The following is a 12,744-nucleotide window of genomic DNA, read 5'->3' as shown; positions in this document are numbered from 1 at the left end:
TCAATGCATCATAATCAGATTTGTTCCCTCAACTCTTTATGCTCTTTTAAGACTAGTAATTCTAATATTTTTTCTTTTCAGTTTTTCGTTTTCTCCCGTTTTTCTTCTAAATCACGCCAAATACGAGTTTTTAAAATATAAACAAGCCCCCCAAAAATAATTAAAAATAAAATAACACGAAAACCGGTTTTTTTACGAATTTCCATATGAGGATCAGCAGCCCACATCAAAAAAGCAGAAACATCCCGCGCATAATGTTCAACAGTTTCTGGAGTTCCATCTTCATAAGAAACAACACCATTACTCAACGGAGGAGCCATAGCTAAAAAATTACCGGCAATAAAATAGGGATTATACCAAGAGCCATCAGCAATTTCTGTCTTTTCTGGAGCCTCCTGATATCCTGTTAAAAGAGCTGTAATATAATCTGGACCAGCAGTATTATAATGCGTTAACATATCAGTAATCAAAGTCGAAAACGGCAAAGATACGGCGCGCGCACGTGCCATCAGTGATAAATCCGGAGGATAAGCGCCATGAAGAATCCCCCTTGCTTTTGCTTCATAAGCAAAGGGAGAAGGAAAATGATCTGTTATAACCCCAGCGCGCTTAAAAAACTTTCCTTCTCTATTAGGACCATCGCTCACCTGATACTGCCCCGCAAAAGCTTTAATCTGTTCTTGATCATAGCCTAGAGCCTTTAAATCGCGAAAAGCGACATATTTTAACCCATGGCAACTGGCACAAACCTGCTTATAAACCTTTAATCCACGCCGCAATTGTGCTTGATCATAAACGCCAAATGGTCCTGAAAAACTCCATTTCTGTCTTTTAGGAGTATGTAAAGGGAAAGAAACAAATCCCTCCTCTTTATCAGAAACAGTACCAGCGAAACTGTGAAAAGAAAAGCCTATCACAGCAACAACAATCAATCTGATAAAAGCATTTACCATAGTTTATTTTTTTTCTTTTTCATATCTTCAGTAATGGAAGAAGGAAGAGGACACCCCTTTTCAAAAAGAGGGAGGATCGGCAAAACAATTAGAAAGAATATAAAATAATAAGCGGTCGCCAATTGTGTCCACAGAATGATGCTTTCGCTGATTTCTCTTGAACCTAGATAGCCAAGAAAGACAACATCAGCAATGAAACCCCAAAAGAAAATTTTATAAATAGGACGATATCTTGCAGAACATATTGGAGAGCGATCTAACCATGGAACAAAAATTAATACAAAAACCGAACTTGTTAAGAGAATAATCCCCAAAAAAGTTGATGAAAGAGCTCCAATATTAAAAGTTATGGCACGCAGTATAGCATAAAAAGGCAAAAAATACCACTCTGGTACCACACGAAGAGGCGCCTTTAAAGGGTCAGCAACATCATAATTTTCAGCCTGTCCCATATAATCAGGCATATAAAACAAAAACCAAGCAAAAAAGATCAGAAAAACAGTAATAGCAAAAATATCTTTGATAAGCGCATAGGGTGCAAAAGGAACAGTTTCCTCATCCGATTGTACTACAAGACCGGTCGGATTACCCTGTCCAACTTGGTGAATTGCAAAAATATGAAGCCCTACTAAAAAAAGTAACACAAAGGACAAAAGATAATGGAGCACATAAAAGCGATTCAATGCCGCCTGTCCCACGCTATAACCACCAAGCAATGTCTCATGCAACCACGTTCCTACCAAAGGAATGACTTTGAAAAAGCCAGCAACCACTGAAGCAGCAGAAACAGACATCATCCCCCAAACCAGAACATAACCAAAAAATGCTATTGCCATCATAGTGATATAGATAAACATGCCCGTAACCCAAACCATTTCGCGCATATTTTTATAAGAACCATAATAAAGCCCACGTGCTACATGGATATAAACAGCAATAAAAAAGAACGATGATCCAACACTATGCCATGGACGAAAAAGCCAACCAAACTGCCCTTCCCGCCTAAAGCGTTCACCCGTTTCAAAAGCCAAATGAACATCTGGTACATAATGCATCGATAATACAAGCCCCGTCAAAAGCTGTGATAAAAGCATAACGGTCAAAATACCGCCGAAGGTATAAAAATAATTAAGATTACGCGGTACAGGAAAAATAACAAATGCATTGTAAAAAAAGCGAGGGAAAGGCAAACGCTTATCAAACCAACGAGCAAGAGCAGTTTTAGGAAAATAGGGAGGAAATTTTGCCATCACTTTATCCTATTTTCAGTAAAGTATCAGAAAGAAATCGATAAGGTGGGATAGCAAGATTATAGTTAGCAGGGCCTGATCGCACTCTTCCAGCTGTATCATAAACAGACCCATGACAAGGACATAACCACCCGCCAAATCGCCCCGATTGGCCAAGTGTTACACAACCAAGATGCGTACAAAGATTAATGAGAATAAGCCAATTCTCACGCCCCTCACCTGCTGAACGGGCTAAATCCGTTGCTTCCTCTCCACCTTCAAGATTAGGATTGCGTGCCTGACGATCTCTGAGAAGACTCAATTTGGTAGCACGCGCCTCAGCAATTTCTTTTGCAGTTCGGTTACGAATAACAACAGGCTGCCCACGCCATTGAACCGTCACCGACATGCCCTCTTCAATACCAGAAAGGTCAACCTCAATAGAAGAAGAGGCTAAAACAGCTTCATCTGGACGCAACTGACGGATAAAAGGCCACATAACAGCACCTATCCCAACTGCTCCTGTAACACCTGTTAATAAAAACAGGAAATCCCGCCTCGTCTGCTCACTCATTATCTTAACTAAAGAGTACTCCCTAAAACAGTTTCTCCCATCCCCGCCCTTATGATACAATTCTCAGTTCTTTAAACCATAAAAACACATCTCAGAAAAGACTTCTTATCATTTGTGGAATTTGTTTTCTTCTTATCTTTTCTCCCTCAAGTCAATGGTAACAAATCATAGTTCCTCTCTGTTACCTTCTCTCTTCACTACACATTTATCTCTCCTACGACTTATATTCCCATACTGAAGTTTCTCAGTTCATCGCTTCAATGCAACTTCAAGAAAAGATCATCAACCACATAGTCTCTGCTCTCGCATTCCCACTTATTGTACAGCCTCTCATTTATTAACTTCCACCATTTCAGTGCCTCAACAATTCACTTAACAGCAAAATCTGCTCTCATAAAGAACAACAATTGCCTTGAAACTTTTTGAACAATGATCCTCTCTCTCAGTTTATTCTTGCTTCCTCTCATCATAAAGTTGGATACACCCGCCTTAAAATCCCAAAAATAACCGCCAAACCCAAAAACCACCTGCTTTGCAATAATATTTTTTGCAGAAGCCATAGAGCTTCTTTACAAATGCGAAGAAAAAATCCTATTACATAAAACATGACACTTCATATTGCGCTTTTTCAACCTGATATTGCTGGTAATACTGGAACAATTTTGCGCCTTAGTGCCTGTTTTGGTTTACGCGTTCATATCATTGAACCAGCCGGCTTTAACCTATCCGATCGCAATCTTAAGCGCGCAGGGTTAGATTATCTCGAATATGCCTCGCTGGAACGCCATATTGATTGGCAACATTTCGTCAACACCATGAGACACTTTAAGCGTCGTCTTTTGCTTTTGAGCACAAAAGCAGAAACATGCTACACACAGATAAACTATCAAAAAAATGATGTTTTACTATTTGGTCGTGAATCGGCAGGCGTTCCTGATTATGTTCATGAATCCGCTGATTGCACATTAAAAATTCCCATGCAACCACACGCGCGCTCTTTAAATCTGGCAGTAAGTGTGGCCATAACAACAGGAGAAGCACTTCGCCAAATTGGTTATTATGAAAAGGAAAAAACTTAATAAAGAAAATACAAAAACCTCCATAAGTGATTCAATATATTGATGAAATAGTAATGCTCTACACAAGATCAACGATTATCAAACAAGTAAAAGCACGCCATCTTTCTAGAATCTTACAGTGCCAGTAAAATCTTATATTTTTCAATATGCTTCTGGAATAAGTTAAAAAACACCTTTATAAATCATATTTATCAAACCAAATGATTAAGAAGAGCATTCGATCTCTTTCTCCTAAAGAACAAAGCATCTTATCTGCACTGATCTGTCATAAGAATGATCGCGCCTGTGAGAGGACTTAGCTATCCACTGAACAGTAAACAAAACTGTATTTTTAATGCATAATGAAGGCGTCTTATATCACTATCTTGATAATATTTTATAAACGATAATAACACTCCCTCATATCATTTTTGCTATCAATAACAAAGTTATTATAAAAGAAAAAATAAAAGGATATTTTTAAAAATGAATGTTATAAATTAATTTTTTCTAATAATGCATTACGATCCATAAGAAATCCGCTTTCAATCCATATCATTTCAAGCTCTTTGAGCTTTTTTCCTAAAAGGACACCTTTAGAAAAACCTTTCTGGATCAAATCCTTGCCGTTCACAGGAAAAGTGGGAATCTGCCACCTTTGAGCAAGCTGATAAAGCCTGACATAATCTTCTGCTTTTTGTAAAGCTTCGCTTTTTTCCGAAGCATCAACATAGGATGAAGCAATAGACAAAGACAACTGATCTAAAACCGGCTGCTGACCATGTAAATAAAGCAGTTTTTGTAAAAAAAACTCTGAACAGTTTTGGGCAATCATCTCTAATGCTGCCCATTCTTTTAACCGCGTTGTTTCCTTATGAGATAGACGCAAACGCTGTGCCATTTCATGAACACGCACAGGATCAGGAGGAAGCAGACTTTCTAGCCGTAATAAGGGATCAACTTTCCAACCAAGAGCCTGTTCTGTTTTCACCAATGGGTGAATTGCATCAATGCCCCACTTTTCTGTTTCAGGAAAAAGACGTGTCAAAATACCACTTTGACGCATCCATAAAAGAGCACGTGTTGGATCTAAAGCAGCGAGCAGTTTTTTCATTTCTCCCCAAATACGCTCCGATGAAAGCTTATGCAAACCATCTTTCAAACGAACACATGCCTTCAAGCCTTCCACATCGGGTCGCCCCATACCATACCAAGCAAAAAAGCGAAAAAAACGCAAAATACGTAAATAATCTTCGCGAATACGATTTTCTGCAACGCCGATAAAGCGCACTGTCTGGCTGGCAATATCATTCAAGCCTCCCACATCATCATAAAGGCGACCAGCAGCATCACAATAAAGCGCGTTAATGGTAAAATCTCGCCGTTCCGCATCTTTTTTCCAATCACGACCGAATGCCACTTTCGCATGACGACCATCTGTTTCAATATCAGAGCGAAGCGTTGTTACCTCATAGGAACATGACTGAGAAACCACCGTCACTGTACCAAACGCAACACCTGTAGGAACAGCTTTAAACCCTGCTTTTTCTACGCGTGTTATAATCTGCTGCGGCAAACAAGTTGTAGCAATATCAATATCACAAATAGGTTGCCCTAACAGCTGATTGCGCACTGCCCCCCCCACAATACGTGCCTCTTCACCATCCAAAGATAAAATGCGAAGAAGTGTTTGGAGATCATGATGTTGTAACCATCCAACCTGTTTGAAATCTTGTCTGATATTCACCCCTTTAACCTTTCAAAAAATTGTCTTCTTTTAAACAGATCTTTTCATGAGAATACTATTTCGCATAGATCGCTTATACAACACGTTTGTGTGTTTCAAAGAGGTCACTCTGCATATGTACGAAGATAAAAAAACAACATATTACCCTTCTTTTCTTCGCATTTTCTGCTACAAATCATAAAATATTCATTATCATGCAGAGAAAATTATCGATTTTGCTAAAAATGTCTTAAGGAAGAAACATGAGTCAACGTGATACATCATCCAGTTCTATGAAAAAGGCCAATATCAACAATGAAGCCCAAGAGGTTATTGATGATATTGATACCGCGCACAAAGAATTGGATATTCTACAACAAGAAATTGACAAAGTTATTTTTGGGCAAAATCATGTGATTGAATATGCTTTAATCACTATTTTTGCTGGTGGACATGCTCTTCTTGTCGGTGCTCCAGGATTGGCGAAAACGCGTCTTGTTGCAACTTTGGCAACAGTATTAGGGCTTGATGAAAAACGCATCCAATTCACCCCTGATCTCATGCCATCGGATATTATAGGCTCTGAAATTATGGATTCCGATAAGAGTGGGAAACGTTCTTTCCGCTACCTTCAAGGACCTATTTTCACTCAACTTCTTATGGCTGATGAAATTAATCGAGCCTCTCCACGCACGCAATCGGCTCTTTTACAAGCCATGCAAGAATATCATGTCACCGTTGCAGGTCAGCGTTATGATTTGCCACAACCTTTTCATGTTCTTGCAACCCAAAATCCTCTCGAACAGGAAGGAACTTACCCGCTTCCTGAAGCACAACTAGACCGCTTTTTGATGCAAATTGATATTGACTATCCTGATCTTATGACAGAACGGCGTATTATTTTAGAAACAACAAGAGAGAAAAATCAGCATGTAAAACCGATTTTGTCAACGCAAAAACTGCAAAAAATTCAAAAGATCGTTCGGAAAATGCCAATTTCAGAAAATGTTATAGAAGCCATTTTAAAGATCGTTCGTTCAGCTCGCCCTCATAAAGATAACAACCTTGCAAATACTTATGTTACGTGGGGACCTGGTCCACGCGCATCACAGGCACTTTCTCTTTGTGTACGCGCCCGAGCACTCTATTATGGGCGTTTAGCTCCCTCACTTGATGATGTTAAAGCACTAGCCTATCCCGTATTACAACACCGCATGGCACTCAATTTTTCTGCACGTGCCGAAGATATAACCGTAAAAGATATTATCAACAATCTCGTGAAAGACGCTCTTTAGAAATGGCCATTGGCAAAAAAGTTTCCAAAACCTCTCCCATGTCACTTGCTAGCAAACTGCATGAAGATATGGCAAAGATGCCGTCTTTTCTTCTACAGGCACAGCGGATCGCCAATACACTGATGACGGGATGGCATGGACAACGCAGGCGCGGTCAGGGAGAAAATTTTTGGCAATTTCGCCCTTATGTTGAAGGGGAATCCATTACACGCATTGACTGGCGTCGCTCAGCACGTGATGAACATACTTACCTACGTGAACACGAATGGCAAATGACACAAACGGTTTGGCTTTGGCCTGATCAAAGTGCATCTATGCATTATTGTTCGCGCCTTTCTAAAATCTCTAAAGGGGATTATGCCATCATTCTGACCCTTGCATTAGCATTACTTCTTGCACAAAGTGGCGAACATATTGCGATCCCCAATCTCATGCCCCCAACCATAGCTTCCAATGTCATAGAACGCATAGCACTTACTTTGACAAATCATCAAAATGAAAGTTCATTGCCAGATTTTTCAACGATTACGCGTTTTTCCCACGCCATCATAATAAGTGACTTTCTCGATCATCCTGAAGAGATCATTCAACATTTAAGCACTTTATCTACAAAACAGGTTACGGCACATTTCATTGAAGTCGCTGATCCCGCAGAGGAAAATTTTCCCTATAGAGGTTGTACGGAATTTTTTGATCCCGAAACAAAAGAAAAGCATACTTTTGGAAAAGCAGAAAATCTTCGTGAAAACTATCGCAAACTGTATCAAGCAAGACGACAAGAATTAGCAAATTTCTGCTCACGCCAAGGGTGGACCTATCACGTAAGTACAACAAACAAACCCTTCACACAAACTATTTTGCATCTCGCAAATCAAATGGAGAACTCTCCCTCTCATATCAGGAGGACGCTTTGAGTTTTGCTGCTCCCCTGCTGTTACTTGGACTTTTATCCCTGCCAATCATTTGGTGGTTATTACGCATAACACCTCCCTCACCGCGTAAAGAACTCTTTCCTCCGTTACGTTTTCTTCCAAAACCAATTAATCAGCAGAAAACGGCGAACCACACACCTTGGTGGTTATTGTTACTACGACTAACCATAGCCGCTCTGATTATCATCGCTTTAGCGCGCCCTATTTGGCATCAAAAGCCAATTATACTCTCAAAATCACAGCCCCTTGCTCTCATTATCGATAATGGATGGGCCTCTGCAAAAGAATGGAAAAAACGCATCTCTCTTGCTCAAAATCTCCTTGCACAAGCAGAAAAACAGCAAAAAGACATTTATTTTCTTGCCACCGCTGAAAATGGTGACTCCAATAGAGGTCCCCTTCCTGCAAAAGTCGTAAAACAACATTTAATGCATTTGCAACCCCGCCCTTGGCCCGTCAATCGTGTCCATGCATTACAAAAACTGATTGCAATAAACAAAGAAAAACCCCTCGATATTGCTTACTTTAGTGATGGATTACAAACAAGGGAAGACGATCAAACTTTTGCTCTTATTGAACAATTAAAACCTGAAACACTCTTATGGTATTTAGCCGATATTTCCGATTTATTTGGCATAACGGCCATAGAAAATGACAACGGAAACATGGTCGCACGCATTATCCGTGCAACGACACACGGTGAAACTCCCACCACATTAGAATTTTACGATTCAAACAATCAATTGCTTGGCCAATTTAAGGCAAACTTTCTTGAGGGAAAAACCACAACGCTTGTTCCTTTTAGTTTACCACTTGAACTGCGCAATGACATTGCTTGGATAAAAGTGAGCCACCAATCCCATGCTGCTGCGACCTTCCTCGTGGACAACCATAAGAGAGTGAGCCGTATTGCTCTGCTCTCACCAAATACCAATGAAATGGCACAACCTTTACTCTCTCCATTTTACTATATTATTAAAGCACTCCAAGGTCATACACAGCTTATAACAGCTGGTGGGAGAGAACTTTCAACGGAGATTGATCACTTACTGAGACAAAATCCTTCTGTTTTTATTATGGGTGATATTATAAACATGTCAAAAGAGGCTGAAAAAAAGCTGTCTGACTTCGTCAATAAAGGAGGAACACTTATCCGCTTTGCGGGAGAAAATCTGAGTAGCGCAGAACACTATGATAGCCTCCTGCCAGTAACTTTACGTCCTGGCAAACGTTTGCTTGGTAGTATTATGTCTTGGACGAAACCGCAAAAACTTGCGCCATTTGCAAAAAATAGTCTGTTCTCTGATCTTCCCTTTCCAGAAGATATTACGGTCTCACGCCAAATCCTAGCAGAACCAAGCCCCGATCTTTTTGACAAAACATGGCTTGCTCTTTCTGATGGAACACCCCTTATTACGGCGTCAGAACGTGGTAAAGGAACACTCATTCTTATCCACATTGCCCCTGTTCCGACATGGTCCAATCTTCCTCTTTCTGGCTTTTTTGCACAAATGTTGCAAAAATTGATCACATTGAGTGCCTATGCAGAAACAAACACAAAACACAGAACAACACAAACAACCATACAAAATCCGTGGCGGACAATCACTGCTGATGGACAAGTACAAACGCCCCCCTCTCATGTTGTTCCATTGGTTCTTAATGCCAAATATCCCCCTCTTCCTTCCTATCGTACTCCCCCCGGACTCTATGGCGTCAAAAATAATTTTTACGCACTCAATGTATTAAATCCTTCATCACACTTGGTAAAACAATCTCCACCACCTTCTTTAAGCAAAAATCTTTTATCTTACGACATAAAAGAAAGACATCTTATTGGCCCACTTTTAGCATTAGCCATATTACTCTTCGCCTTAGATAATTTTTTAACTTTATGGATAGGAGGTACTTTTTTTCTCAACAGACGAAGTAATATGTTGCTTTTTCTCCCCTTCGCAATAGGTTTTATGATCTTCTTTTCACAGGCTCCAACCGTTCATGCACAAAACACAGAAAGCATAGTACAAGCAGCAGGAGCAACACATCTTGCTTACATTATCACAAATAATCATGAAATTGATGCAACGAGTAAAAGTGGTCTAGAAGCCTTAAGTCGATTCATCGCAGAACGAACAATGCTCGCACCAAGCTCTGTGGTAGCAATTGATCTTGAGAAAGATGAACTTGCCTTCTATCCTCTCATTTATTGGCCCCTTGATGCCAACAGTCCTCTCCCAACACAAAAGAGTCTTGAAAAAATAAATCGATTTATGAAACATGGAGGCACAATTTTATTTGACACACGCGATCAAATAACCACCAGCCTTACTCTTGAAGACACCGCCACTCCAGCCACACAAAAATTAAGAACCATTTTAAAGGGATTAAACATCCCAGCCATTGAACCAGCATCAACGGATCATGTGATTACTCGTTCTTTTTATATTATGCCAGACTTTCCAGGTCTCTACCGTGGTTCACCTTTGTGGGTTGAAACATCATCATCAACCAATCAAAAAAACGCAAATTCCCTTGGCTTGGGTGACAATGTCAGTTCTCTCCTGATTACTGGAAATAACTTTGCTGGTGCTTGGGCACTAGACGAAAAAGGCATGTGGAAATATCCACTTGTTCCCAATGATCCGATGCAACGTCTCTGGGCTTTTCGTGCAGGATTAAATATAGTTCTCTATGTGCTGACAGGAAACTATAAAGCAGATCAAGTGCATGTTCCAGCTCTTTTAGAACGTTTTAAAAGGGAAAGAAGGCAATGAACCCATTCTTTACTTTTCAGCCTTTTTTGCCTCTCTCTTGGATTCTCTTCTTAGGAGGAATATCCACCCTTTTGGTCATTATTGGCCTCATTCAACAGCGTCAAGGCTCTTTATTACGCCTTATAACATTGATCGTGCTCCTTCTTACTTTGCTCAATCCCATGATCATAAAAGAGCAACGCGAACCACTAAAAAATACGATAGGCATTGTCATTGATCGCAGTAAAAGCCAAACATTTGGCACACGTACAAACGACACTGATGAAGCACGCAAACAACTTACAAAAGCATTGGCACATTACCCGCAATTTGAACCACGCTTTATTGAAGCTGGAAAACTTGCTGATAACCAATATGCCCCCTCAACAAATTTGTTTCATGCTTTAACACAGGCCATATCTAATATCCCACCATCTCGTTATGCAGGAACAATTTTTATCACCGATGGACAAGTCCATGACATTCCTGATATTACAGATCTTCACCATCAAGCGCCACTCAATGCCCTCATAACAGGAAGATCCAGTGAATTTGACCGCCAAGTCAAAATTATTTCTCCTCCTCGCTTTGCCCTTGTCAATAAACCACAAATGCTCTCTATCTTAGTAGAAGATAAGGGACAAACCCAACAATCTCTTCCAAAGCAAGCAGATATTACTGTAAGCGTCAATGGACAAGAAGTTGGTCATTATTCTGTGACCCCTGGCAATATTTTTCAAACGGAAATAACTCTTCCCCATGCTGAAAAAAATATCATCCAAGTTACCACGGAGGCATACAAAGACGAATTAAGCTCTGAAAACAACCGCGCCATAGCGATTATTGAAGGAATTAGAGAAAATTTGCGTGTCCTTCTTATTTCCGGTGCACCTTATAATGGTGAGAGAACATGGCGTGATCTTTTAAAAGGAGACTCCAATATTGATCTTGTTCATTTTACCATTTTACGTCCTCCAAACAAAGCAGATAATACACCCTTAAGCCAATTATCACTTGTTGTTTTTCCTACCAAAAAGCTCTTTGTTGAAGAGATCAATAATTTTGATCTCATCATTCTTGATGGCTATCAACACTCTAGTGTTCTCCCGTTAATCTATTATGATTATATCGCACAATATGTACAACAGGGCGGTGCGTTGCTGATGGTAACAGGACCTGAGTTTACGCAACAAAACTCGCTTGCGAAAACACCTTTAATAAGCATCCTCCCCGCATTACCCAATGGTACTATTCTTGAAAAACCTTTTCGCCCAAAGTTAACCAAAGAAGGTGAACGCCATCCTGTCACAAGAGATCTTGCAACACTTAACTTTCCAACCTCTCAATGGGGACGCTGGCTACGACAAATTGCCATTCAAAACACACACAAAGGCATTGCTCTAATGCAAGGAGCAGATGAACAACCTCTTTTACTTCTTTCCCATGTTGGTCAGGGACGTGTGGGCATGTTGCTTTCTGATGAGAGTTGGCTCTGGGCAAGAGGTTTCGAAGGTGGAGGACCCTATGCCGCTCTCTATCGCCGAATTGCCCATTGGCTTATGAAAGAGCCCGAACTTGAAGAAGAAAAATTAACTGCTACCAGCAACCATCATCGCTTAACTATCCGCCGCCAAACACTCAAAGATCATCCAGAGCCAGCCGAAATAACTTTTCCCTCTGGAAAAAAAGAAAATATAACCCTTACAAAAGAGCAAGAAGGGGTCTTTACCGCAACGATGGATATTGATGAAACAGGAGTTTTTACCATTAAAAACGGGGGCTTAACAACTCTTTCTTCTGTAACTGTACTGGATAATCTCGAAGCACTTGATGTCATTTCAACAACAGAAAAACTCGCCCCCATCACTAAACATACTGGCGGATACACCGCACGTTTACACGACAAAGAAAAAGCAGATATTCATCTTCCTCCTATCAAACTGATTCAATCACAAACCGGTATAGCACCTCCTCCTTCTCATTCAATTGTTTTAAAAGAAGCAACAGAGACTCGTTTAATCAACAGTTTCCATTTGTCGATCTTTTCTGGTTTCTTTGCACTGCTTATCTGTCTTATCCTGTTAAACAGCATGTGGTATCGTGAAAGCCGTTAAAAAGTCCAAAAATTCCTGTTATAATTTTATAATGCCTCTGATTCTTATCACAGCATTCACTTATTTGTTACTCTTAAACAGCTTATGATCTCGAGTCATTTAAAAACCTT

At 40.1% G+C, this 12,744-nt stretch carries 10 protein-coding genes; 5 read left to right on the top strand and 5 right to left on the bottom strand.

The features are described from left to right. Nucleotides 1-77 precede the first annotated feature (77 nt). The 4 genes from PVV64_RS01395 to PVV64_RS01380 form a co-directional block, all read right to left on the bottom strand. Nucleotides 78-953, bottom strand: coding sequence for a cytochrome c1 (locus PVV64_RS01395; protein ID WP_273759301.1), 876 nt, complete (start codon nucleotides 951-953; stop codon nucleotides 78-80). Next, nucleotides 947-2,203, bottom strand: a complete 1,257-nt coding sequence (locus PVV64_RS01390) for a cytochrome b N-terminal domain-containing protein (RefSeq protein WP_273759300.1) — start codon at nucleotides 2,201-2,203, stop codon at nucleotides 947-949. The genes PVV64_RS01395 and PVV64_RS01390 overlap by 7 nt, the downstream gene beginning before the upstream one ends. A 4-nt stretch (nucleotides 2,204-2,207) precedes the next feature. Beyond that, entirely contained in the window at nucleotides 2,208-2,756 is a 549-nt protein-coding gene (gene petA, locus PVV64_RS01385) for a ubiquinol-cytochrome c reductase iron-sulfur subunit (protein WP_273759299.1), read from the bottom strand. A 368-nt stretch (nucleotides 2,757-3,124) separates the two neighbouring features. Continuing rightward, complete coding sequence (locus PVV64_RS01380) at nucleotides 3,125-3,316, bottom strand: hypothetical protein (RefSeq protein WP_273759298.1); 192 nt, start codon at nucleotides 3,314-3,316, stop codon at nucleotides 3,125-3,127. Nucleotides 3,317-3,361: 45 nt separating this feature from the next. Here PVV64_RS01380 and PVV64_RS01375 point away from each other — a divergent pair, with 45 nt between their 5' ends. Next, on the top strand, nucleotides 3,362-3,835 hold the full coding sequence (locus PVV64_RS01375; protein WP_273759297.1) for a tRNA (cytidine(34)-2'-O)-methyltransferase: 474 nt from the start codon (nucleotides 3,362-3,364) through the stop codon (nucleotides 3,833-3,835). Between the two features lie 472 nt (nucleotides 3,836-4,307). Here PVV64_RS01375 and PVV64_RS01370 read toward each other — a convergent pair whose 3' ends face one another. After that, a complete protein-coding gene (locus tag PVV64_RS01370) occupies nucleotides 4,308-5,561 on the bottom strand; it encodes a CCA tRNA nucleotidyltransferase (RefSeq protein ID WP_273759296.1) in 1,254 nt (417 codons plus the stop codon). 242 nt (nucleotides 5,562-5,803) lie between these two features. Between PVV64_RS01370 and PVV64_RS01365 the strand changes: the two genes are divergently transcribed. Genes PVV64_RS01365 through PVV64_RS01350 form a run of 4 tightly spaced genes read left to right on the top strand, consistent with a single transcriptional unit; the run spans nucleotide 5,804 to nucleotide 12,634 of the window. Continuing rightward, entirely contained in the window at nucleotides 5,804-6,835 is a 1,032-nt protein-coding gene (locus PVV64_RS01365; RefSeq protein WP_273759295.1) for a MoxR family ATPase, read from the top strand. Between the two features lie 2 nt (nucleotides 6,836-6,837). Next, entirely contained in the window at nucleotides 6,838-7,749 is a 912-nt protein-coding gene (locus PVV64_RS01360; RefSeq protein WP_273759294.1) for a DUF58 domain-containing protein, read from the top strand. Further along, on the top strand, nucleotides 7,746-10,541 hold the full coding sequence (locus tag PVV64_RS01355) for a DUF4159 domain-containing protein (protein WP_273759293.1): 2,796 nt from the start codon (nucleotides 7,746-7,748) through the stop codon (nucleotides 10,539-10,541). The genes PVV64_RS01360 and PVV64_RS01355 overlap by 4 nt, the downstream gene beginning before the upstream one ends. Next, on the top strand, nucleotides 10,538-12,634 hold the full coding sequence (locus tag PVV64_RS01350; RefSeq protein ID WP_273759292.1) for a glutamine amidotransferase: 2,097 nt from the start codon (nucleotides 10,538-10,540) through the stop codon (nucleotides 12,632-12,634). The genes PVV64_RS01355 and PVV64_RS01350 overlap by 4 nt, the downstream gene beginning before the upstream one ends. Nucleotides 12,635-12,744 lie beyond the last annotated feature (110 nt).

It is taken from the genome of Bartonella sp. ML70XJBT.G (assembly GCF_028618575.1).
Taxonomy (GTDB): domain Bacteria; phylum Pseudomonadota; class Alphaproteobacteria; order Rhizobiales; family Rhizobiaceae; genus Bartonella.
Note: the sequence above shows the minus strand (reverse complement) of the source record. Positions and strands in the feature narration are given on the sequence as shown.